This window comes from Ruegeria sp. AB5 (assembly GCF_056542645.1).
In genome coordinates this window covers 190,418-213,558 of the sequence record NZ_JBQGAE010000006.1, presented here as the reverse complement: position 1 = coordinate 213,558, position 23,141 = coordinate 190,418, and the positions used below count along the sequence as shown (strand labels likewise).

Annotated in this window: 17 protein-coding genes and 1 pseudogene; 14 read left to right on the top strand and 4 right to left on the bottom strand. The window is 58.7% G+C overall.

Annotation, left to right across the window (positions count from 1 at the left end; translation table 11 throughout):
- Positions 1 to 26 precede the first annotated feature (26 nt).
- The 13 genes and pseudogenes from ACR0L4_RS13070 (at position 27) to ACR0L4_RS13010 (ending at position 18,690) form a co-directional block, all read left to right on the top strand.
- Complete coding sequence (locus ACR0L4_RS13070) at positions 27 to 1,262, top strand: hypothetical protein (RefSeq protein ID WP_170749693.1); 1,236 nt, start codon at positions 27 to 29, stop codon at positions 1,260 to 1,262.
- 63 nt (positions 1,263 to 1,325) lie between these two features.
- Positions 1,326 to 2,183 carry an ion transporter gene (locus tag ACR0L4_RS13065; RefSeq protein ID WP_170749692.1) on the top strand — a complete coding sequence of 286 codons (858 nt, stop codon included), beginning with the start codon at positions 1,326 to 1,328 and terminating at the stop codon, positions 2,181 to 2,183.
- Positions 2,176 to 2,676 (top strand): annotated as a pseudogene (tssB, locus tag ACR0L4_RS13060) (type VI secretion system contractile sheath small subunit); the annotation flags it as partial. The gene ACR0L4_RS13065 and the pseudogene tssB, both read left to right, overlap by 8 nt.
- A gap of 27 nt (positions 2,677 to 2,703) precedes the next feature.
- Positions 2,704 to 6,243, top strand: coding sequence for a type VI secretion system contractile sheath domain-containing protein (locus ACR0L4_RS13055; RefSeq protein WP_480513595.1), 3,540 nt, complete (start codon positions 2,704 to 2,706; stop codon positions 6,241 to 6,243).
- A 34-nt stretch (positions 6,244 to 6,277) separates the two neighbouring features.
- Positions 6,278 to 8,407, top strand: coding sequence for a type VI secretion system tip protein TssI/VgrG (locus ACR0L4_RS13050; protein ID WP_170749690.1), 2,130 nt, complete (start codon positions 6,278 to 6,280; stop codon positions 8,405 to 8,407).
- A 12-nt stretch (positions 8,408 to 8,419) separates the two neighbouring features.
- A complete protein-coding gene (locus tag ACR0L4_RS13045; RefSeq protein ID WP_480513501.1) occupies positions 8,420 to 9,031 on the top strand; it encodes a DUF6931 family protein in 612 nt (203 codons plus the stop codon).
- A 2-nt stretch (positions 9,032 to 9,033) separates the two neighbouring features.
- Entirely contained in the window at positions 9,034 to 9,339 is a 306-nt protein-coding gene (locus ACR0L4_RS13040) for a PAAR domain-containing protein (RefSeq protein ID WP_170749688.1), read from the top strand.
- Positions 9,340 to 9,349: 10 nt separating this feature from the next.
- Positions 9,350 to 10,801 carry a type VI secretion system-associated FHA domain protein TagH gene (tagH, locus tag ACR0L4_RS13035; RefSeq protein ID WP_480513498.1) on the top strand — a complete coding sequence of 484 codons (1,452 nt, stop codon included), beginning with the start codon at positions 9,350 to 9,352 and terminating at the stop codon, positions 10,799 to 10,801.
- A gap of 39 nt (positions 10,802 to 10,840) precedes the next feature.
- Positions 10,841 to 12,181, top strand: a complete 1,341-nt coding sequence (gene tssK, locus ACR0L4_RS13030) for a type VI secretion system baseplate subunit TssK (protein WP_480513496.1) — start codon at positions 10,841 to 10,843, stop codon at positions 12,179 to 12,181.
- Between the two features lie 98 nt (positions 12,182 to 12,279).
- The gene (gene tssL, locus ACR0L4_RS13025; protein WP_480513494.1) at positions 12,280 to 13,716 is read left to right on the top strand and encodes a type VI secretion system protein TssL, long form; all 1,437 of its coding nucleotides are present in this window, start codon (positions 12,280 to 12,282) and stop codon (positions 13,714 to 13,716) included.
- Positions 13,716 to 17,285, top strand: a complete 3,570-nt coding sequence (tssM, locus tag ACR0L4_RS13020; RefSeq protein WP_480513493.1) for a type VI secretion system membrane subunit TssM — start codon at positions 13,716 to 13,718, stop codon at positions 17,283 to 17,285. The genes tssL and tssM overlap by 1 nt, the downstream gene beginning before the upstream one ends.
- Entirely contained in the window at positions 17,285 to 17,971 is a 687-nt protein-coding gene (tagF, locus tag ACR0L4_RS13015) for a type VI secretion system-associated protein TagF (RefSeq protein ID WP_480513491.1), read from the top strand. Before tssM ends, tagF begins: the two co-directional genes overlap by 1 nt.
- Positions 17,968 to 18,690: a PP2C family protein-serine/threonine phosphatase gene (locus ACR0L4_RS13010; RefSeq protein ID WP_480513489.1), complete on the top strand. Its 723-nt coding sequence runs from the start codon at positions 17,968 to 17,970 to the stop codon at positions 18,688 to 18,690. Before tagF ends, ACR0L4_RS13010 begins: the two co-directional genes overlap by 4 nt.
- Before the next feature lie 2 nt (positions 18,691 to 18,692).
- On the opposite strand, the gene ACR0L4_RS13005 is transcribed toward ACR0L4_RS13010, so the two are convergent.
- From ACR0L4_RS13005 to ACR0L4_RS12990, 4 genes are read right to left on the bottom strand one after another with little or no spacing between them, the layout of a single operon-like run.
- Entirely contained in the window at positions 18,693 to 18,974 is a 282-nt protein-coding gene (locus ACR0L4_RS13005; RefSeq protein WP_480513487.1) for a hypothetical protein, read from the bottom strand.
- Positions 18,975 to 19,010: 36 nt separating this feature from the next.
- The gene (locus ACR0L4_RS13000; RefSeq protein ID WP_480513485.1) at positions 19,011 to 19,301 is read right to left on the bottom strand and encodes a hypothetical protein; all 291 of its coding nucleotides are present in this window, start codon (positions 19,299 to 19,301) and stop codon (positions 19,011 to 19,013) included.
- Positions 19,302 to 19,310: 9 nt separating this feature from the next.
- Positions 19,311 to 21,509 carry a protein kinase domain-containing protein gene (locus ACR0L4_RS12995; protein WP_480513483.1) on the bottom strand — a complete coding sequence of 733 codons (2,199 nt, stop codon included), beginning with the start codon at positions 21,507 to 21,509 and terminating at the stop codon, positions 19,311 to 19,313.
- 38 nt (positions 21,510 to 21,547) lie between these two features.
- Entirely contained in the window at positions 21,548 to 22,120 is a 573-nt protein-coding gene (locus ACR0L4_RS12990) for an OmpA family protein (RefSeq protein ID WP_170749678.1), read from the bottom strand.
- Positions 22,121 to 22,288: 168 nt separating this feature from the next.
- On the opposite strand from ACR0L4_RS12990, the gene ACR0L4_RS12985 reads away from it, so the two are divergent.
- A complete protein-coding gene (locus ACR0L4_RS12985) occupies positions 22,289 to 23,128 on the top strand; it encodes a M15 family metallopeptidase (RefSeq protein ID WP_480513481.1) in 840 nt (279 codons plus the stop codon).
- Positions 23,129 to 23,141 lie beyond the last annotated feature (13 nt).

Below are 23,141 nucleotides of genomic sequence, written 5' to 3'. Positions count from 1 at the left end.
AATCCCGATAGCGGAGGAACGCCGATATGGCCAAGACCACGGACAGAACATTCAAGTTTTCTATTGTCGATCTGGTGCGATCGAAGCCGAAACTCGAATACATCGAAATTCCGGCCTACAAGGTTGATGTCGAGTTTACGATCACGACGACTTCGAAATTCAAGAAGCCTGCTGAAGCACCGGATATTGCCGGCAAACGCATGCGCGCGGTCGGCGAAAAAGAGCTTGAGCGCTATGAGAAGATCATCAAGGAAGAGTCGGTAAAGCTCGACAAGAAAATCGGCGTTCTGATGAAGACGCCAGGCAAGAAAGCTCAGGACGAAGCTGAAAAGCTCATTCAAGGCACCAACCAGTCGATCATGAACGCCCTGAACTCTGCTCAGGGTGCGGCGCAGGTAGCCATTGCAAAGCAGCTGAAGGTTGAAGCCAACAAAGACAAGCTGCTGACCGAGGCACGCGTCAAGACGACGTTGAAGGTAACCAAGTCTTTTATCAAGATCGGCACCAGCGTGACCCGCGCAGTTGCATCGTCTGGCGCGGATGTTCTGGCGTACAAGACCATCGCCAAGGAAATCTACAATCTTGGCAAAGAGATTCAGCAACAGCGCAAGGGCGAGGAAAAGTTGCGCAAGGATCTGTACGAAGCGATCCTGAAATACATCAAACTGCGTGGAACGACGATCATGCAGGCTGCGGAACGTCAGGGCATCACCGACACGAAAGGCCTGTCTATCAAAAAACCGCTGGAGGCGATCTCGACCCTTGCGGACAAGGCGCTTGCAATGGGTGATGAAGTCGCCAAGGGGCGCGACAAAAAGCAGATCGCAAAGGAAATCGCCGATTTTGCGATCAAAGGGTATTCAAGCTACCAGAAAAGTGCTGAAACGAAACGTCAAAAGTATCGCGAACACACCACCAAGACGCGCCAGAAGGTCGACTCTATGGGCCAGAAGGCGGACAAGATGTGGAAGATTGTCAAGAAACAGAAGACCCTTGAAGAAGGTGTCAAGCTTGGCGCCGAATGCATGGGGCTGAAACGGGACGCGAGTGCCATGGCGGCCAAACTGGAAGAGCGCCAGAAGTTCCTTGGCGAAATGGAAGCGCTGATGGCAGGCAACGGTTTGAAAGTGGATGACACCACAATTGTCGACAAAATCAAGAAACTCGACAAGATGACCGTTCTGAAAGAAGGCGCGGCGATGGTGACGTCGGTCAAGGGTGTTTACACCTTGGTGGACGAAATCAGCGACCTCGTCGGTTGATATGTGAATTGCGGGCCGGGCGCGGAGTCTCTGCGCCCGGTTTCAGTAGATGACAGGAGGTTTTTGGTGGCTACCGGCAACGAGAAGAGCGAAGTGCTCCGCGATACGGTCCGCGAGTTTGTCGAGCGGCGGGCTGTAACCAACACCATCTTGGGCGTGATCATTTTCAACGCGATCACGCTGGGTCTGTCCACATCGCCCTCAGTTCAAACCAGCATTGGTCCTGCCCTGGTCACGATCGACAAGATCGTGCTGGGTATTTTCGTCGTCGAGTTGCTGTTGAAGTTCTATGCCTATCGCTGGAATTTTTTCAGTAACGCCTGGAACATCTTCGACCTTGTGGTTGTGACCCTGGGGCTGTTGCCCAACCGGGACGGGCTGTCGGCGTTGCGGGGGCTACGGGTCATCCGGGCGATGCGCCTGTTGTCGGTCATCCCGCAAATGCGGGCGGTGGTCCAGGCCCTGCTGGATGCGTTGCCGGGCATGGGCGCGGTCATCATCATGATCTCGATTGTCTTCTACGTCTTCGCCGTAATGGCGACATTGATGTACGGGCCGGACTTTCCGGAATGGTTCGGCACGCTGGGACGCTCGCTGTATTCGCTGTTCCAGATCATGACGCTGGAAAGCTGGTCCATGGGCATTGTCCGTCCGGTGATGGAGACCCATCCGACCGCCTGGATTTTCTTTGTCCCCTTCATCGTGATCACCGCGTTTTCAGTGCTGAACCTGTTCATCGGCCTGCTGGTCAACACGATGCAGTCCGCGGTCGAGGATGACTCGGTCGAAGAGTTTTCACATCTGCGCGAACTTGTGCGCAGCGAGACGGACATCGTGGATGATCATGTAAAGGAACTGTTGCAAGAAGTCAGGGCGCTGCGCCGTGAGGTCGCAGAGCTGAAAGGACAGGCAGATGGCTGACAGTTCACAGAAATTCATTGCCCGCAACCGCGCGCCGCGTGTTCAGATCGAATACGATGTCGAGCTTTATGGGGCCGAGAAAAAAGTTCAGTTGCCCTTTGTCATGGGCGTGATGAGCGATTTGTCCGGCAAGTCCACAGTCGAAACGCCTTCAATTGCGGATCGCAAATTCCTTGAGATTGATGTCGACAATTTTGACGACCGTATGAAGGCTATGGCCCCGCGCGTCGAATTTTCCGTTCCGAATACGTTGACCGGCGAAGGCAATCTGGCCGTTGATCTGACCTTTGAAAAAATGTCGGATTTTTCCCCCGCGCAGATCGCTTCCAAGATTGAGCCCCTGCGCAAGCTGCTTGAGGCGCGCACCCAGTTGTCGACGCTGATGGCGTATATGGATGGCAAGACAGGGGCTGAAACGCTGATCGAAAAGGTGCTGGCCGATCCCGCGCTTTTAGGTGCGATTGCAGGCAGTTCAGTGCCAGAGCAAGACAGTGAGGCCACATTGGACGCCCTGCGCGACATGGCCCCCGAGGATACGCCTCAGGACCAATCGGTCGAAAACGCGCTGGCATCCTTGCCTGAGGTTGAAGCCGACGTGGAAAAGGATAACGCGGGCGATGTCCTGTCCGAACTTGCCGCCAATGCGCCTGCAGGTGACAACAAGGACACATCAGTAGCGGACGCGTTGTCGTCGTTGCCAGAGGTCGAAACCCAAGAAGAGGTGGACAGCAGCGGCGACATTCTGACCGAATTGGCACATGCAGCGCCCGCAGCCGAGATTGAAGACACGGCGACACAAGACATCCTGTCGAGCGTGCCGACGGTTGAAGAGGTCGAAGACCCGGACGTTGCTGGTGACGTCTTGTCCGAACTTGCCGATGCTGCACCCGATGAACGCCCCGAGGATACGTCAGTGGCGGATGCTCTGTCGTCTGTGCCAGAGATCGAAATCCCGGACGTGTCGGATCGAGCCGACGACGTTCTGTCAGACCTCGCCGATGCGGAACCCGCTGAGATACCCGAAGACACCTCGGTCGTGGATGCCTTGTCTTCTATACCCGAGGCTGAGGTCGCTGAGGACCAGAATGATTCTGAAGATATTCTGTCAGACCTTGCAGAGGCTGCACCCAATGAAGAAGCGACGGACGCCTCACTGAGTGCAGCATTGGCGTCCGTTCCCGAGGTCGAAGACACCCCCGAGGGTGATCAAAGCGACGATATCCTCTTGAACCTCGCCGATCTGGAGCTGGAAGAGACCGAAGAGGGCGGCGCGCTGGACGAAGTGTTGTCGTCTCTGCCGGACGCCGCAGAGGAAGTTCACGAAGACCATTCGGATGTGCTGTCCGATCTGGCAGACGCCGCCCCGCCAGATGACGCGGACGAAACCGATCTGGATGATCTGCTCGGGGATCTGGCGGATATGGCACCGGATGAGGCAGATGAAACAAGCGCCGAAGATGTTCTTGCCTCGGTTCCGGAACTTGACGATGCCGCCGAGTTGGATGTGTCAGACAGTGTCTTGAGTGAACTGGCTGCTTCTGAACCGCAAGAACAAACGGACGGCGAAACCGATCTGGACGATCTGCTCGAGGATCTGGCGGCCTCGGACGTCGAGGCAGAGCCGGAAGAGGATACATTGGACGACGTTCTCGGAGATCTCGCCGACACGTCTCTTGACGCCTCTGAAAATGATGAGACCGAACTCGAAGACGTATTGGCGGACCTGACCGAGGATTCGGACAATGATCTGGATGATCTCTTGAATGAGTTGGATGCCGACAATGACGAAGCATCGACCTCGGATGATGAGGCAACAGATGATCTGGATGACCTGCTGAACGAGCTAGAGTCGGATGACGAGGACGCATCGGCTGTGGATGACGACACCGCAGATGATCTGGACGATCTCTTGAACGAGTTGGAGGTCGACCAGGATGAGGCATCGACCTCGGATGGTGAGACAACAGATGACCTGGATGACGTGCTGAACGAGCTGGGGTCGGACGACACGGATGCGGATGACGACACCGCGTATGATCTGGATGACTTGTTGGCCGATCTTGATCTGGATGACGATACCGAGACCGAGGACGCCGGGGCAGATGACCTTGATGACTTGCTGAGCGACTTGGGGTCGGATGACGAGGATGCACCGACCTCGGACGGCGATACTGCGGATGATTTGGACGACCTGCTGGCCGACCTCGATTCAGATGATGAGGCCGGCGGTGATGATCTGGATGACCTCTTGGGCGACATAGAGGCCGATAAAGCGACTGCCGAACCGGCAGAGGCCGCCGAGATGGACGGCGCACCGCAATTGGCTTTCGGACGGATGAGCGCGGATCGACCTGACCCGGAACGGCTGAAACGCACCCGGTTTCGAATTGCGATTTTCGGCGATTTTTCTGGCCGATCGGCTCGGGGTCAAGTTGAAACCGGCGATGCGCTGGCCGCGAGCAAGCCGATCATAATGGACCCGGATACAGTCGAGGATGTGATCGAAAGCTTCGCCACCACGCTAGTTCTGCCAATCGGCAAGGATGGGGCCGGAATAGAAGTTCAATTGAAGGGGCTTGATGACCTGCATCCCGACGAGCTGTACGAAAAAGTCGAGTTGTTCGATGGCCTATCAGGTCTGAAAAGCCAATTGAGTGCAGGGGCAACGGCAGATCATGCGGCCAAGCAATTGATCGGCTGGGGTGAAGAGTTCGGACAGGCCGTTGTGCCGCCGCGAAAGACCTCGGGCGGGAATACCGTGCGCGCCGATCTGAAGCTGAGCGACTTTCAGAAACTGATCGGGGACACCGGCGGCGCGTTGGCGCAAGCGTCACCCGTGGATGATCTGTTGAAACGCGTGGTTGGCCCGCATATCCGCAAATTGCCCAGCCCGGACGTGCAGGCGATGCAGACAGCCGTCGACGAAGCGCTCAGCGCGGCCATGCGCATGGTGCTGCATCACCCCGAGTTCCAGTCGGTCGAGGCGCAATGGCGCAGCCTCGATCTGATCGCCCGAAGTGTCGAGGATGATGATACGCTGGACGTGGTTCTGTATGACGTCTCGGCCGAGGAAATCGCTGCAGATCTGGCTGCCGAGGAAGATCTGGCAAAAACCGGTCTGGTTCGGTTGCTGACTGAAGAGCCGCTGGACGAAGAAAACGGGCGCGGTGGGTATTCTGCCATGATCGGGCTTTATACTTTCGAAGAAACGCCTCCGCATGCCGAACTGCTGGGCCGCATCGGTCGTGTTGCTGCCCATGTGGATGCGCCATTCATCAGTGCGATTACACCAGCCTACCTGGATGTGAAGAAAGAAGATCGACACCCGCTGGTGGTCGAGGCCTGGGATACGCTGCGTGCGATGCCCGAGGCCGGGCATATCGGGCTGGCCTCGCCCCGGTTCCTGCTGCGGCGCCCCTATGGGGCCAAATCCGAGCCGATATATGAATTCGATTTCGAGGAATTCACCGAGACCGAAGGCCTGCGCGGTATGCTCTGGGCCAACCCGGCGGTTCTGGTGACGATCCTGCTGGCGCAGTCTTTCAAACAGCATGGCAAGGGGATGAAGCTGGGCTCGGTCATGAGCCTGGGCGGCATGCCCTATCACTTTGTCAATGACCGCCATGGCGATCAGGTGGCGCTGCCCTGCACGGAACGCAATATTACACTGGCCAAACACGAACATTCGGTACAGCGCGGTTATATGCCGGTGCTGTCTGTCAAAGGTCGGGATGAAATCCGCCTGGGGTCGTTCAACTCGGTCGCCGGGCAGGAGATACTGGGTCCCTGGTCTGGTGTGCCCGTCCCGGAACCCTCGCCCGATGTGCCCCCCGCGCCCAAGGTTGCGGAGGAGACAGAAGACGACCTTGATTTGGATCTGGATCTTGATGCGGGGGATGATGACGATTTCGACCTCGACGATCTGGATCTGGACCTCGATGACGATGACAGTAGTGACCTGGATGACCTGTTGGCGTCGTTTGGCGACGATGACGACGACGATGGCGACGATGATGATGAAATGGACCCCGAACTTGCCGCCCTGCTGGACGATCTGTGACAGCGCGGTGAACGAGAAATGGAAGGAACGGTAAATGGCTGAGAGTCTGCAAAGTAAAGAGTGGCCGCTTCGGATCACGGGGTCGTACGGCTATGATGAGGATGAACTTGTCATCAGGCGGGCCATCGTCTCGGAAGAGCTGGGGAAACTGACCGAAATTCAGGTCGAATTCCTGTCGGAAAAGACCACGATTTCGTTGGACAAGCTGCTGGGCAAGGTAATGACCATCCATCTGGCCGCTGACGGGGCCAAGCGCAAATTCACCGGCACTATCGTGAGGGTGGAGCGGCTGGCGCTGCGCGATGGCTATGTGCAGTTTCTGGCCGAATTGCGCCCTTGGTTCTGGCTGCTGACGCAGACCACCGACAGCCGCATTTTCCAGGAGATGACCGCCGTGCAGATCATCGAAAAGATTTTCGGTGAATACGGGCTCACGGATTTCAGGAAAAGCCTCCGCGCCACTTATAAGCAGCGCGAATATTGCGTGCAATATCGCGAAACGGATTTCGACTTCATCTCGCGCCTGATGCAGGAAGAGGGCATCTACTACTATTTCGATTACGCGAATGCCGAAGACAAGAATGAGACGCTGGTCATGTGCGACGGACCCTCCGCGCATGCGCCGATTGCCGGCGAAGCAAAGGTCGAATTCCGGGGCGGGGATGACTACAGCCAGCGTCTTGGTGACTCGGTCACCGAATGGGCCGCGTCTGAGACGATCCGGCCCGGGGTGGTCTCGCTGGGCGATTTTGATTTCGAAAAGCCCAAAGCGTCGCTGGATGCGCGGGCCAAAACGCCGACCGGGGCAAAGCACGGGTTCAAGGACAAGCTGGAACTTTACGATATTCCAGGTCACTACAAGGAAACCGGGCCCGGCAATACGCTGGCCAAGGTGCGGATGACGGCCGAGGATGCTCTGTTCAATCGGCGGCGCGGGCGGGCCTCAGTCCGGGCGCTGGAAACCGGGCGCAAGTTCACGCTGAAGGATCATCCCGACAAGGCAGAGAACGCGGAATACCTGATCACCAAGGCGCGGTATTATCTTCAGACCACCGAAGGGTATGGATTTGCCAAGAACGACAAGGATCTGGACACCGGCGCGCTGGAGTTTCCTGATGACAGCAATGAGATGTTCATGGTCGAGTTTGAGGCCCAGCCCGGCAAAACCGACTTCAAATCGCTGCGCACGATCCCATGGCCCGAGATCTCGGGTCTTCACACGGCCATCGTGACCGGCAAGGCCGGTGAGGAAATCTGGACCGACAAATACGGTCGCATCAAGGTTCAGTTCCATTGGGACCGCGAAGGCAAGAAGGACGAAAAGACCACGTGCTGGGTGCGGGTTGTCACCCCTTGGTCCGGCAAGAACTGGGGCATGGTCAGCATCCCCCGGATCGGGCAGGAGGTTGTGATCCAGTTCGAAGAAGGCGATCCGGATCGGCCGATCTGTACCGGCATGTTGTACAATGCCGACACCATGCCGCCCTATGCCTTGCCCGCGAACCAGACGCAGACCGGGATCAAGACACGATCCTCGAAGCAAGGCAGCGCCGAGACGTTCAATGAACTGATGTTCGAAGACAAGGTAAACGCCGAGTTGGTGCGCTTTCAGGCGCAGAAGGATCACGAGAAGCTGGTCAAGAATATGTCCACGATCACTATCGGCTATGACAAGCTGGACAAGGGCGGCAATGGCGGTGACGGCTGCCTCAGCCAGGTGGTCAAGAAGAACGTGGATGAGACGATCAAGGAAGGCGATCATACCTTCACCATCGAGAAGGGTAACCAGACGATCAGCATCAAGACCGACCAGACAGAAACCATCGAGGGCAAATCCACCCGCACTGTCACGGGCAACCACGCCGAAACGATCAAGCAAGGCAATCTGACGACCGAAGTCAGTCAGGGCGATAAGTCCACCACGGTCAAGATGGGCAACATTCAGGTTGATGCCAAACTGGGCAAGATCACAATGACCGCGATGCAGTCGATCGAGTTGAAGGTTGGCTCGTCGTCGATCAAACTGGATCAAGCCGGTGTCACGATCAAAGGCATAATGGTCAAATCCCAGGCTGAAGCCATGTTGGAGGCGAAAAGCCCGCTGACCACAGTGAAGGGCGATGGAGTGCTGACCCTCAAGGGCGGCCTGACGATGATCAACTAAGGGGGTCGACAGATGAGCGATAGATTTTCTGGAATGGCCAAAGTGCCTCAGGTCCCTGCCGCGCGGATGCTGGCGGATGCGAGTGCGCGACTGGCCACCAAGTTGGAGGCGCCCGCGAGTGCGCCATTGGATGTGGTTTTGAACGAATTGGAAGAGAAAGGCGCGGTGATCGACATCCTGCGCCTTTTGGGCGTGGCCCTTCCGGCGCGCGAACGGGTCTGGTGGTCCTGTCTTGCGGCCCGCGACTATATCGGTGAGGCGCCGGACAACAATACACCCGCGCTGGCGGCGTCCGAGGAATGGGTGTTTCGCCCCACGCCCGAGAATCGCGACAAGGCGGGTGCGACGATCGAACTGGCCGACCCCGATGACGAGACGGTAAACTGCGCCATGGGTGTGCTATACTCGGATGGAACTCTGGGTTCAGGTGATCTGGCCACCATGCCCGCACCGCCGGGCGCGGCCGAAGTATTGGCCTTTGCGATGAATGTTGTTGCAATGGACAAACATGAAGAGGATTTTGATGCCTACGTGCAGTTGCTGATCGACCGCGGGGTCGATATTGCTCGGGGTGGAAATGGTAAGCTGGACCGCGAGAAGGCCAGCGCTGAGACAGAGGAGTAGGCATGGGATTCCCGCAAGCACGAATCTTGGACTTGCATGCGTGTACGCTGCCCGCTCCACCACCGGCTCCGCCACCGCCAGCTCCGGTGCCGATGCCGATCATGCCGCCCTGCTGTCCGACTGTATTGGTGGGAAAACTGCCCGCAGCGCGTCTGTCCGATATGGCGACGCCGGCATTTCCGCACCCGATCATCAAAGGTTCGGCCACCGTTCTGATCAGCAAGCTGCCCGCTGCCCGCGTGACGGATACCTGCGCTTGTGGTGGTCCGATCATCAAGGGCGAGTTTACCGTACTGGTCGGAGGATGAAGACAAACGAATGACGGTCACTTTGAAATTCCAATCCACCGGCGTGGTGCCGGGCGATGGGCGCCCGGTCTCGATGCAGGGGGGCTCTTTGACCGTGGGCCGTGGCCCGGCCAATGATTTGGTGTTGCCTGATCCCGAAAAGACACTCAGCAAAAGCCATTTCGTGATCGAGGATCACAATGGCAATGTCGTCATCGTGGATCTGTCAACGAATGGCACGTTTCTGAACTATTCGAAAATCCCCTTGGGCCGGACACCAACCCCCTTGAACAACGGCGATGTGTTGGTTGCTGGCGGGTATGAGATGGTCGTCGAAATCGGCGCGGACCTGCCCAGTTTCGAAGAGTCGATCCCGCAGCCGATGCAGCAGGCAGGGGTGTCTCCGGGTATGTCCCAGAACGCGCCGGATCCGATGGCGTTGCTTGACGATGCCGCTCCGGGCGGGGATTTTCTGGATGATCTACTGGGTGGTGATGCCAAGGGACCGGGGCAAATCGCGACGCCGGACCCGATGGATGAGCTGTTGCCTCCGCTGGACGATGACGATCCGTTTTTTGCCAAGCCCAAGGATGTGCATGCGGACATGGGCGCGAGCGATGCGATGCATAACCCCTCGGCCAGCGATGCTTTCAGTGCGCCGCAATCCGGCGGAGGGGCCAATCTGATCCCGGATGATTGGGACGATGATCTTCTGTCCCCGTCCGGTGGGTCGGGTTCGGACCCGTTTGCCGCACCGGACCCAGCAAAGGCTGAACCGCCAGCGCCCGCGACTGCACCGCCGCCTCCGGTCAAGCCGACGCCGGGTGGTCAGGCCGATATCGCGCCAGCCGGCCCCGAGCCTGTGTCCGAATCCGCCAAGCCGGCTCCTGTCTCGGCTGGAGATCAGGCCGCCGCGCGTGCCCTTCTGGAAGCGCTCGAGGTGGATGATCTGCAGATCGAAGACGCCGACCTGCCCGCCACGATGGGGCGAATGGGCCGGGTGTTGCGTGTGATGATCACGGGCTTGCGGGAAATCCTGATGACCCGCACCTCGATCAAGTCCGAGTTCCGCATTGAACAGACGATGATCAATGCGGGTGGCAACAACCCGTTGAAATTCTCGATCAGCCCGGAACAGGCCATCGAGGCTTTGGTCAAGCCCCGCGTCAAAGGCTATCTTGCTTCGGAGGAGGCGACCGAGCAGGCGCTCAATGACATCAAGGCGCACGAAGTGGCGATGGTCACCGGCATGGAGGCCGCGCTGAAAGGCGTGCTGGCCCGGCTGGACCCCGAGGTGCTGGCGGGAAAAATTGAAGGCTCCGGCAAACTTGGGTCACTTTTCAAGGGTAAGAAAGCCCAATATTGGGAAGTGTACGAGAAAATGTATGCGGATATCTCGGATCAGGCAGAGAATGACTTCCACGAACTCTTCAGCCGGGAATTCGCGCGCGCATATAAAGAACAGCTGGAAAAGCTGAAGTAACGCCCCGCTTCGGGCGACAAGAACAAGGGAGGGCAGCCATTGTCCTGGGACAGCAAGGTGCTTTGGACCGAAGGGTTGTTTTTGCAGCCCCATCACTTCCAACAGGCGGATCGGTATACCGAGGCGCTGGTGGCTGGCCTCGCGCGGCGTGTCACGCCCTATGCCTGGGGCGTCAGCGCCCTGGAGATAGATGATGAGGTGCTCAAGGTTGGGCAGTTCGCTCTAAAGTCGTGCTCGGGGCTTACGCAGGACGGGCAGGTGTTTCGCGTGCCGCAGGCCGAGGATCACCCGCCTGCGCTGGAAGTGCCCGAGACGATCAAGGACTGCGTCGTCTACCTGACGGTTCCGCAGCGCCGTCAAGGTGCGTCCGAGGTGGATCTGAGCGGGGCCGAGCAATCGGTCAGCCGTCTGCGCCCGGCGGAACAGGAAATCACCGATGTGATGAGCCAGCAGAAAAAGCCGGTTACAATGGGTGTTGGCAAACTGCGCCTGCAGTTCGCGCTGGCCGTTGATGATCTGGCCGACAAACTGGCCATTCCGATCGCCAAGATAATCGAGGTGCGGCCAGACAAAGAGATCATTCTGGATCGCGGCTTTATCCCGACGGTTCTGGATGTCCGTGCGGCGGCGGCGTTGGCTGGGTTTATGAACGAGCTTGAGGGCATGCTGTCACACCGGATGCAGGCTCTGGCCGGGCGTTTGTCGGATGGGGGCCCTGCGAAGGGCGCTGCCGAAATATCGGATTTTCTGCTGCTCATGACCATCAACCGCAACCTGCCTCTGGTGCGCCATTTCGCCAATGTCGAAAACGTTCACCCCGAACATGCCTATCGGGTCTGTGCGTCGCTGGCTGGCGAGTTGGCGACGTTCATGAGCACCGAGAAAGAAGCCGTGCAATTCCCGGCCTATCAGCATGACGACCTGACTGAATCGTTCGCGCCGGTCATCCGGACCTTGCGGCAATACCTGAGTTCGGTTCTGGAACAGACTGCGGTTTCGATCCCGCTGGAGGCGCGGAAGTACGGTATCAGCGTTGGTGTGATCGCAGACCGCAAGCTGATCGGCAATGCCGGTTTCGTGCTGGCCGTGAACGCCGATATCCCGGCCGAGGACGTGCGACGCCATTTTGCCGGTCAGGCCAAAACCGGCCCGGTCGAAGAAATTCGCCAGTTGGTGAACTCGGCCCTTCCGGGTATTACCCTGCGCCCGTTGCCCGTTGCGCCCCGGCAGATCCCTTATCATTCTGGTGTCGTCTATTTCGAACTGGATGCCGCCAGCCCGTATTGGGGCAAGATGACAACTTCTGGCGGAATTGCCGTGCATGTGTCAGGGCAATATCCGGGGTTGGAAATGGAGCTGTGGGCGATCCGCAACCAATAAGAGTGAACGTGATCACTGGCGGTGCCGAAACAATTTGATAGGGCTTTGGATGTGGGTCACACTCGTGCCGCGGAAGCCTTGAGGAAACAGGTCAAAGAATGTCCGACAAAGATCCATTTGCCGAACCGGACGACACCGACAAGACAGTAATCCGCCCCAATCCGGGCGGACGGCGTCAGTCGGGCGGGGCCCCACAGCAGCCTGCCCCCCAACAACCTCCGGGCTTTCACGATCCGATGCAGGTCCCGCAACCGCCAGCGGCTCCGCAACCGGGGCAAGGCGGTGCAGGTTACGGTGTTCCTGATCCGCAGACACCTCAGTCGCGACCTGCGCCGGGGGGTGAGGATGTCGCGATTACCGGCATGAACCGGTTGAATGCCTGCGCGGCATCGCTGTTTTCGCTGATCAGCCGTATACGAAACCGGGCCCAGCACATGGACCCGGACAAGCTGCGCCAAAGCGTTGTGGCCGAGGTGCGCGCATTCGAAAATGCGGCATTGCAGGCAGGAATTGCCGCGCAAACCGTCAAAATCGCGCGCTATGCGCTGTGCGCGACGCTTGACGATGTGGTGTTGAACACCCCGTGGGGCGGTCAATCCAGCTGGGCCACACAGTCATTGGTGGGCACCTTCCACCGCGAAACCGTGGGTGGGGATCGGTTCTATGATCTTCTGGCCCGGTTGGAACAGGACCCGGCCAACAATATTGAGTTGCTGGAATTCGTATACATGTGCCTGTCGCTGGGGTTTGAGGGGCGTCTGCGCGTTGAGCAGGGCGGCTCGGACAAACACATGCAAATCCGTCAGGGTCTGGCGCGGATCATCCGGGCGCAACGCGGAGATGTGGAGCGGGATCTTGCCCCCCATTGGGAAGGCGTCGACAAACCCTACCGTGCACTCAGCCTGTGGAAACCGGTCTGGATCGCGGTGGGTGTGACCGCGTTGCTGCTGCTGATCGAGTTCGGTGGCCTGTCTTATCTACTGTCGAACCGAACCGAGAACCTCGTGGGCCAGATGTCCGTCATCGACGCGGGGCCAGTCACCGAATTACAGCGCAGGGCCCCGCCGCCACCGCCACCGCCACCGCAAGCTCAGCCACAGGTCGAAAAGGTTGTTGCCTTCCTGCAGCCCGAAATCGATGAGGGGCTGGTTGAAGTGTTCGAGAAAGGCAACACCCTGATCATACGCATCAAGGGATCGGGCATGTTCGGCTCGGGCTCGGATCACCTGCAGGACAAGTTCAAGGAACCTGTCCGTCGCGTCGCTGTTGCCCTGAACGAAGAACCCGGGTCCGTGATCGTGACCGGGCATTCGGACAACGTGCCGATCCGGTCCTCCCGCTTCCCGTCCAATTTGGCGCTGTCGCTGGCGCGTGCAAAATCGGTGATGAACCAGATGGCGGGTGAGATTTCGAATCCCAACCGTCTCAGCGCCGAAGGCCGCGCGGACAACGAACCGATTGCCGATAACTCGACCCGCGAAGGCCGGGCCACGAACCGCCGGATCGAAGTCCTGCTGGTTCAGGAGGAGAACTGATGTTTCGTCGTGTTCTGAGATACGTGTTCATGTCGATCTACACCGTGCTGTTCTTCACTGCGACGGTTCTGGCCGGGTGCTTGTATTACTTTGGACCGTGGGTAGGGTCGGACGATTGGCGACCTTTGGACGGGGTCGGAACACGCTTGATCTGGTGTGGAGTGACTTATCTGATCTTTTTCCTGATTGGATTGACCATCTTCCTGCTGCGGCGTCGGCGTGAAAAGAAACTGACCGAAGAGATCACGGAATCGGTCGCCGATGGCGGCGACATGATCGACAGCGAAATCACTGAACTGCGTGGCAAACTGAAAACCGCGATGGCGGCGCTGCGCAAGTCCAAGAACGGGCGGCGGCACCTCAACGAACTGCCTTGGTACGTGATGATCGGCCCTCCGGGGGCTGGCAAAACGACAGCGATTGTGAACTCGGGCCTGAACTTCCCCTTGGCCGATGAGCTGGGCAAGACGGCGATTGGCGGCGTTGGCGGCACGCGAAACTGTGACTGGTGGTTCACCGAGAACGCGGTTCTGATCGACACCGCAGGGCGCTACACGACCCAGGAAAGCGATGCCGAGGTCGACAATGCGGCCTGGATCGGGTTTCTGAACCTGCTGAAAAAATATCGCAAGCGCCAACCGATCAATGGTGCGATGATCGCGATTTCCCTATCTGATTTGTCCTTGCAGGATGAAGTGACACAGAAGGAACATGCCAAGGCCGTGCGCCGCAGGCTTGAAGAGCTACGTGAAAAACTGGGCGTGCGGTTCCCGGTGTATATCCTGTTCACCAAGGCCGACCTGATCGCTGGCTTTGCAGAATTTCATGACAACCTGGGCAAGGAAGACCGCGAGCAGGTCTGGGGCTTTACCCTGCCTATGGACAAATCGCGCAGCGAACAATCCCCGGTGGCAGCCTTTGACGAGGAATTCGCACTGCTTCTGGGGCGTCTGAATTCGCAATCGTTGGAGCGGATGCAGACCGAGACAGACCCGCAGCGCCGGGCGCTGATTGCTGGGTTCCCGATGCAGGTCGCCTCGGTTCGAAAGGTCGCGCACGAGTTCCTGACCGAAGTTTTTCAGGACAGCCGCTATCAGCACCGCCACATGCTGCGCGGGGTCTATTTCACCTCTGGTACACAAGAAGGCACACCGATCGACCGTCTGATGCTGGGCATGGCTCGGACCTTCGGCATCGGACGTCAGGCCATCGGCTCGGGGCAGGGATCGGGCCGGTCGTACTTCCTGACCCGCCTCTTCGATCAGGTGATCTTCCGCGAAGCCGGGTTGGTCAGTGCCGATGACAAAGTAGAGAAGCGCTACAAGATCACCAAATGGGCCTCGATCGCAGCCACTGTTGTTGCGGCTGTCGCGGTTGGCGCTTTGCTGGTGCGCAGCTTCATGGGCAACACTGACCTGATCGCCGAAGCGCAGGAGGGTGTTTCGGCCTATCAGGCTGCTGCGGCGACTTTGCCGCCCAGCCCGGTGGGCGATACCGATCTGGTGCCCGTGGTGCAGGCGCTGAATACGTTGCGTGATCTGCCGGCGAATCCCACGCTTTCGGACCCCGAGCCTGAAACGCGTCTGACTTATGGCCTGTACCAGGGTGATGTGATCGGCACCCAGGCGGCACAGACCTATCGCGCCGCGCTGAACCAACGCCTTCTGCCGCGCCTATTGCTACGTCTCGAAGAGCAGATGAGTGCCAACATCAACAACCCCGATGTGTTGTACGAAGCGTTGAAGGTCTATCTGATGCTCGGTCTGCAAGGACCGATGAATCAGGATCTGGTCAAGGAATGGATGAACATAGACTGGACCGTGTCTTTTCCCGGCCCGTCCCGAGAACAATTCCGGGCCGATCTGAATGATCATCTGGACGCCATGCTCAGCCAGCCGATGCAGGAGATTGCGCTGAACGGCCCGATGGTGGATCAGATTCAGGGTATTCTGTCCGAACTCCCACTGGCACAGCGGGTGTACAACGGCATCGTCTCAAGCCCGGCGGCCACGGCATTGCCGGAGTGGCGGATCACCGAGATCGGAGGCCCTGCTGTCGGTCGCGTTCTGGTTCGGTCTTCGGGCAAGCCGCTGAACGACGGAATTGAGGGCATATTCACCTATGATGGCTTCAACAATGTCTTTTTGGGTGAAGCCGTCGGTGTCGCGAAACGCGTGCAAAAAGAAAGCTGGGTCCTGGGCCCGCGTGGTGAGGCCGAGCAAACGGAACAGGCGCTGGCCGCGCTCAGCCGGGATGTGCTGGATCTGTACTACAACGACTATATCGCGCGGTATGACGCGATGCTGGGGGATATTGACATCGTGCCGATGGAAAGCCTCAGCCATGCGGTCGAAGTTACCAATGTGCTCTCAGGGCCAACGTCGCCTATCGTGAATGTTCTGAACTCGATCTCGGATGAGACCAAGCTGACCGAAAACCGGTCTGTTCTGTCCGGAAACGGTGCAATCAGCGAGGGCGTGTCCGGGGCCGCCGCAATCGAATTGCAGTCGTCCACCTCGGCCCAGACACAGATCTTACTGGAAGCGTTGGCCAAGACGAGCGGTGTGACCACGGGTGAGCCCGTGCAAGCGCCGGGGCAATATGTCGAGGACCGCTTCGATTGGCTGCACCAGCTGGTTGAACAGCAGGAAGGTCAACCCTCGCAGCTGGATATGCTGATCGGATCGTTGACCGGAGTGTATCAGGAGCTGAACAAGATGTCGTTCAGCGGGGTCTCGGGCGGGGAAACCGGTCAGGCGCTGCAGCAGTTCCAGCAGGAAGCCGCACGCATTCCCGGCCCGATGGAGCGCTGGGCGATCCAGATCATCGATGGGTCATCCGGGATCACGTCCGACAGCACCCGTTCGTCGATCAATGCGCGGTGGCAATCAACGGTTCTGCCCTTCTGCGAACAGGTTGTCGGGGATCGGTATCCGTTCAACCGTCGGTCCGGTGCGGATGTCGCCATGGGAGATTTTGGTAAGCTCTTCGGCCCGCAGGGCCTGATAGATGCGTTTTTCAACGAGAATTTGGCGAAACATGTGGACATGCGCACACGGCCCTGGTCGTGGAAATCCGGTGTGAATGCCACGGACCTCGGTATTAGCCAGGCGGTCCTGACCCAATTCCAGAACGCGGCAGAGATCAAAGAAGCGTTCTTTGCCGCCGGACCGCAGCCACAGATCCAGTTCCAGATCATGCCCGAGGCGCTGGACCCAAAAGCCAAAGGCGTCAAGCTTGAGATTGACGGCCAGACGCTGGAGTTCCGCCACCGGGGCGGTTTGCCCTCGCCATTGGCGGTGACATGGCCGGGGTCTGTCGGTCTTGCTCGGGTCAGTTTCGAGCCCGAGAAACGCAACATCGAAAGTGTTCTGTCCAAGGACGGCCCGTGGGCTTGGTTCCGCCTGTTGGATGCGGCCGAGGTTCGGCGAACCAATGTCTCGGATCGCAAAAAGGTAATTTTCAACGTGGGTGGGCGTATCGCTATCTTCCAGTTGCAGTCCGGTTCGGTGATCAACCCGTTTGCCCTGCCGGCGCTGCAGAAGTTCAGCTGCCCCAAGTCGTTCTGATGCAAACGGACGGGTTTGGCGCATTCGGTAAAATGCCCTCGGTAGGTGACTTTTTCCGGTTGGCAGTTTCGCCCGCCTTTGTTCAGGCGTGGGACGCTTGGATTCAACGCAGCATGCTGGAGGCGTCGCACGCATTGGGAGAGGCATGGGATGCGCATTATATGTCGGCACCGATCTGGCGGTTCTGTCTGGCACCCGGATTGGCCGGGCCACAGAAGATGCTGGGGGTTCTGATGCCCTCGGTTGATCGGGTCGGGCGGCGGTTTCCCCTGACGCTGGCGGCGGCGGTGTCGAACGAAGGGTCGGCAGCGTTGACTCATTTTCGGGCGGCGGATGTCTATCGCCAGCTTGAAGACCTGGCGCTGGCCGCGCTTGAGGATGACATGACCCGCGACAAGCTGGCCTCAACTCTGGCGGATCTGGCTGTGCCTGTACAACAGCCCACCGCGCCGGTGCGAGTCCATGGCACCACGACGGTGCTGACGCGAGGCGAGGTGTCCGACAGCCTGTTGCCTGATCTGGCAGCAGGGTTGATGTCGCAAAGATATCGCACCCCCAGTGTTTGGAGTACCGAAATTGGCGGCGTTCCCCGGATGATGATCTGCGAAGGTTTACCGGATGGGGCAAACATGCAAGGCTTGTTCAACCTGCATGCCGCTCTGTGGACCGAGGCAAGACCAGTATGAATTCAAGTTTCCGCGTTCGGTATAGTGCTCGCAGCCATGTGGGACTCAAGCGCAAGGTCAACGAAGATTCCGTGCTGGCACTGCCCGAGGAAAGCCTGTGGCTGGTGGCGGACGGTATGGGTGGGCACGAAGCGGGTGACTATGCCAGCCGCTTGGTGGCCGACATGGTCGCATCCATCCCTCCGGGGTTGGCCCCATCGGACCGGTTGGTTGCGTTGCGCGATGCAATCCAGCGCGCCCATGGCGTGATCCGCCAAGAAGCCGCGGCGCGCGGGGGGGGCACGATTGGCACCACGGTGGCCTGCATGATGCTGGCCAACGGGCATTTCGTTGGGCTTTGGGCCGGAGACAGCCGCATCTACCTGCTGCGTGAGGGCAAGATTCAGATGCTCAGCACCGATCACTCGGTCGTGGCCGATCTGGTTCTGGCCGGACAGATGAGTTGGGATGAAGCCGAACAGCACCCGCAATCCAACGCGATCACACGGGCCGTAGGTGTGGGCGAGGTGCTGGAACTGGACAAAATCCGCGGCGAGGTTCAGCCCGGCGACCGTTTTCTGATCTGTTCTGACGGGTTGAGCAAATATGCCACCTTCCCGATGCTGGAAAAGGCGCTGTCCGAGATGCCGATCGAGACGGTGGCCGATCAGTTGGTTCAGGTTGCGCTGGATGGTGGCGGAGCCGACAACATCACAGTGGTGGTGGTCGATACTCTCTAAACTCAAAAAACGGACGACAGCGTCCGAACCGGCGGTGCGGGCGGTCGTTGCATGCCTGCCAATCCGTCCTTGATCGACCCAATATCGAAATTGCAGACGTTGCAGGGCCAAAGTGGCAGTCCGGGCAGGGACTTCCCAAGCTTCGACAGCGATTGCAGCGTGGGCAGGATAGGAACAGGCGGAACCTGAGCGTTCATGGACATGGCAAGGTTCGTTGCGCCGCTTAGTGCGGTCTGTGCACCTTGGGTGATGTCGCCGATCTTGGGCAACGCGTCCAGTTGCATTTGCAGGGCTTGCGCCTCAAGCGGAACGGGGACGTTCTATTGCGCCACGCAGCTGAGCCTTGCATTGACACGGGCGGCCCCACCTGGGGTCGGCACGTCGGGACCAAGAGCGTCCTGGATCGTCGTAAGGCCTTCAAGCTGATTGGCCATGGCCTGCAACTCATCCAGTGAAATCGGCAGATCGGGCACTGGAACGGTTGCCAGCGCGGCCAGTTGCGTCATCATCGAGATCGCGCCGCCACCATCACCGGGCAGAACGGCGGGCAAGGCAGAATTGGTGGCCTTTGCCTGCATCGTGGCCGCATTGGACTTGAAAAAGCAGGGCATCGTTCCGTCCTACTGCTCCAGCGTCGTCAAAATGCGACTGTCCAGAGACAGGATCTGCGTTTCGACATTGCGGTCCTGTTCGCGCAGCGCTTCGGCATAACCCGCAGCGGACTCGGCCGTGGGGCGAATCGTGCTGAATAACGGGTTGTCTGTATGCAGAACGATCACTTTGCTTTTGCCCAAGGTGCTGTCATCGACCTGAAACGCGATGCCGCCATTGTCCTGACTTTCATCAATCGAATAGGCCACACGTATGGAAATCGGTCCTGTTTCGCCGTTCCGCAGCGCTGCAATATCGTTGTCCTGACGGGTGACATTGGGAAGCAGGTGGAACACGTTGCCTGAAACATCCAACACGGAAACAGACAGGTATCCGTCCTGAATGTCATCCGGGAGGTCCACATCAATCACAGGGTTTTGCCCGACAAGGAATTCGCCACCTGGATTTGGCGAATTGTTCTGTTCCCCGTTGAAGAACTCAATCGAGATGTCGCTGGTTGGTGCCGTAGGCAGAAAGTTCTCGATCAGGCACAGCGTTGGGTTCAGCAGAATGACCTGATCCAGGTCTATGGGTCGCGATCCCGCCAATGCGGTGAGCGCGGTGTCCAGCCCCACAAGACTGTCCCGTGACGCCAGCGTGCCACTGACCTGAATCGGCGTCTCAGGCCCATAGCCCGTGCTGGGCGCGTCGATCAGTTTCAGTGCGCCGCAATCGGCCAGTCCAGACAAGATCGGTCGCACCTCGTCAGGGGACAGGAACAGCGATTCCAGCTCGATATCCGCCGTGCCCTGCAACCCGGCTGGCAGACCTGCGGAATAGAGTTGTTCCAACTCGGCATGTAGGGTTTGATCCGTGGTTTGCCCGGTCAGCCTGGCCTCATTGCCCTCGACCACGAACCGCCATTCATCCAGGCCCATGGCGGCGTCGATGACGTCAGTTACCGCTGTGCCCCAAGTGTCCGAGATGTCGCCGGACGCCAGGGTCAGATCGACCTCGCCGCCTTCCGAGGTGATCTCGCCCGTCATGGCGTCGCGCACGGTTTCCGAGGGGACAAAACCAACGGCGCGCGGGGGCTGTCCCGCGCGTCTGTCGGCCACCAGTGTATAAGGTGAAACCGGCGGGTATTTTGGGCCAAGAAAGCTGTCGAACGCGCCGCCGAAATAGCCACCAGCGCCGATGCCCGCAACGGCAAGAACCCCGACAACAGCCACCAGCCCACCGCGTGAAGATTTGGCCGGCTCGGATTTGGTTGACGCAGGTTGCGATGCCTTCGGTTCCGGTTGACCAACCGGGGCTGCAGGCGCGGAGGCAACGGGGGTCGTGCGTGGTGCGATCACCGTGGCATCATCCAGATCGTCTGAGACAGGTGCCGCGGACCCGTTTCGCGCCGCCGCCAAGGCCCGTAGCACGTCGCTGGCGCTTTGATATCGGTCATCCGGGTTCGGCGCCGTCATCTTGTCGAGGATCGTTTTCAGCGGCTCGGGCACAGCATCGGTGTTCAGAGCCGCTTTCTTGTTCTCGACCACTTCCAGCAGGTTGCGCCCGGCATCTGCCTTTTGGCCCCGGAAATTTGCAAGCAACAGCGCGCCCAACGAATAGATATCGGTGCGTTGGTCGGTTTTGCCCGAAAGTTGCTCGGGGGCGGCATAGGCATATTTTCCGGCAAATTCCCCGCCAACAATGGTTTCAGCACCGGGATTGGTGTCCTTGGCAATGCCGAAATCAATGATTACGGCCTGCGCCGGATCGCCATCGCGCAGGATTATGTTGTCGGGGCTCAGATCGCGATGAACGATGTTGCGGGCGTGGGCGGCCTCAAGACCTTCACACACCCGTTTGCACACGGTCAGAACATCGCCCGCCGACATGGGCCCGTCCTTGAGCTTTTGATCAAGGCCCGGCCCGTCGACATAGTCCATCACCAGGTAGACATGCCCGTCGCCGGTGCGGTTATTCTCGGAATAGCGGACAACTGCGTCGTGACGAATGTCACGGATTTCTTCTTCTCGCGTCAGCAGAACCAGATAGTCGTCATTGCTGGAAAACTCTGCTTTCAGAACCTTCAATGCGGCAAGCCGCCCCGAAATCTCGGAGCGGGCTCGATAGACGTCAGAAGTACCGCCCCGCCCAAGTATCGCTTCGATCCGATAGGTATTGTTCACCAGATCGCCCGGCTGAAACAGGTCGCCTGCGCGGGAGTCCGTCATGCTGTCCTCGGTTTTGTTTTAGAGTGGTGGTGTGGTAATCAGCCGAGGGCCTGGAATTCGACGCGGCGATTTTCATCCGCGCGCGGATTGTCCTTGTTCAGAGGTTCGGCCTCGCCTACGCCCAGTACCTCAAGCCGTTGTTCCGAGATGCCGCAATCACCAACCAGGAAGCGTTTGACTTCTTTGGCGCGCAGCAGCGACAGGTTTTGATTGTACTCGGCTGACCCGGCGCTGTCTGTGTGGCCGATGATCTGGAACACGTTCACATCGACGTTCTTCATCGCCTGACACAACGAAGACAGTTTTGGCTTTTCGTCCTCGCGCAGTGCCGCGGAAGCAAAATCGAACCGGATCTGAATGTTGACCTGCTCTTCGGCGGCGACCGGCTGATATTCGGTTGGTGCTGCGGCGACAGTGGTTTCAGCCTCGGCCCCGGCTGTTTCGCCCGAATTCGACGGAACGATGACCAGACCGCGTGTCTTTTGCTTGTTGAACGCGTCGGTGATTTCATCTGCTGTCAGTTCGCTGGACTGTGCCAGAGCGATCTGTGTCGTACACAGGACCGCAAATGCCGAGGCCCCGATAAATTTCAGTGATGCTAATGCGGACATAACCCTAACCTTTCCGTGTTTGAGCAGCAGACTACCCCCCTGCCCAACAGCCGACAATGAAGAAAGTCACACATGTGATCGACATTTTTAGGGCAATCGCGTGACATCCTGCCGGTCGGCTTTTAGGTTTGTCGGGTAAGGTGGCAGAATACAGGACACATCGAACACATGCGCATCGTTCCAGCGATAATTCTTGGGGTGGCCATCATTCTCGCCCCGATCATCTGGTATGTCTTCCCGTTGATCGTTCCGCTCGAAGAAAACTTCGAAGGCCCTGCCATCGACTCGGGCGCGCGGATCGAGATCGAAATGCTCAATCAACAGGTGGACGATATGCGAAACCAGATCGAACGCCTGTCGCTCGAGGTTTCACGCGCCCAAAGCGGTTCCGTGGCGCTGCCTCAGGACAATGCGGCTGCGGATAATTACGGTTTCGACAGCTCTTCCCCGAACGAGATCATAGATGCCTATGCGCAGGTCGTTCTGATCGCCAACCGCAACAAGGTCAATAGAGAACTCGAGCTTGCGAATTCGTCTTTCCTGCGCGACACGTTTGGTTTGCCGCGCGAGGAATTGACGGATGAGTGTCAGTCGATGACCAACCCGCGTCTCGAACAGCTGCTGGTTTTGGAAGAAGTCGGCCCGGTGCGTGTCCGGATGCTGAAACCTGCGGTTGATTCGCTCCGGACCGTGTTCGAAAACATCCAGCGCACCGACCCGGACCTCTACGCCCGGATCAACACTGCGGGATCGCTCTGTGTGCGCCGCATCCGCGGAGCAACGTCTTCTGCCTCGGCACATGCTTACGGGTTGGCGGTCGATCTGAACATCGATGGGGTTCTGGATACGCTGGGCGATGGAAAAACCCAGCTTGGCCTGACTATTCTGGCAGATTTCTTCCGTGAGGAAGGTTGGGTTTGGGGCGCTGCCTGGGGGCGGGAAGACTCGATGCATTTCGAAGTCAGTCGCAACAAGATCGAAGAATGGCTTGAAGCTGGAATGATCTGACCCTCTCAGTCCG

Excerpts from the sequence above, each read along its gene's own strand:
- ACR0L4_RS13070 (WP_170749693.1), top strand. The coding sequence starts at position 27 with ATGGCCAAGACCACGGACAGAACATTCAAGTTTTCTATTGTCGATCTG.
- ACR0L4_RS13055 (WP_480513595.1), top strand. The coding sequence starts at position 2,704 with ATGGCCCCCGAGGATACGCCTCAGGACCAATCGGTCGAAAACGCGCTG.
- ACR0L4_RS13050 (WP_170749690.1), top strand. The coding sequence starts at position 6,278 with ATGGCTGAGAGTCTGCAAAGTAAAGAGTGGCCGCTTCGGATCACGGGG.
- ACR0L4_RS13045 (WP_480513501.1), top strand. The coding sequence starts at position 8,420 with ATGAGCGATAGATTTTCTGGAATGGCCAAAGTGCCTCAGGTCCCTGCC.
- ACR0L4_RS13040 (WP_170749688.1), top strand. The coding sequence starts at position 9,034 with ATGGGATTCCCGCAAGCACGAATCTTGGACTTGCATGCGTGTACGCTG.
- tagH (WP_480513498.1), top strand. The coding sequence starts at position 9,350 with ATGACGGTCACTTTGAAATTCCAATCCACCGGCGTGGTGCCGGGCGAT.
- tssL (WP_480513494.1), top strand. The coding sequence starts at position 12,280 with ATGTCCGACAAAGATCCATTTGCCGAACCGGACGACACCGACAAGACA.
- tssM (WP_480513493.1), top strand. The coding sequence starts at position 13,716 with ATGTTTCGTCGTGTTCTGAGATACGTGTTCATGTCGATCTACACCGTG.
- tagF (WP_480513491.1), top strand. The coding sequence starts at position 17,285 with ATGCAAACGGACGGGTTTGGCGCATTCGGTAAAATGCCCTCGGTAGGT.
- ACR0L4_RS13010 (WP_480513489.1), top strand. The coding sequence starts at position 17,968 with ATGAATTCAAGTTTCCGCGTTCGGTATAGTGCTCGCAGCCATGTGGGA.
- ACR0L4_RS13005 (WP_480513487.1), bottom strand. The coding sequence starts at position 18,974 with ATGCAACTGGACGCGTTGCCCAAGATCGGCGACATCACCCAAGGTGCA.
- ACR0L4_RS13000 (WP_480513485.1), bottom strand. The coding sequence starts at position 19,301 with ATGCCCTGCTTTTTCAAGTCCAATGCGGCCACGATGCAGGCAAAGGCC.
- ACR0L4_RS12995 (WP_480513483.1), bottom strand. The coding sequence starts at position 21,509 with ATGACGGACTCCCGCGCAGGCGACCTGTTTCAGCCGGGCGATCTGGTG.
- ACR0L4_RS12990 (WP_170749678.1), bottom strand. The coding sequence starts at position 22,120 with ATGTCCGCATTAGCATCACTGAAATTTATCGGGGCCTCGGCATTTGCG.
- ACR0L4_RS12985 (WP_480513481.1), top strand. The coding sequence starts at position 22,289 with ATGCGCATCGTTCCAGCGATAATTCTTGGGGTGGCCATCATTCTCGCC.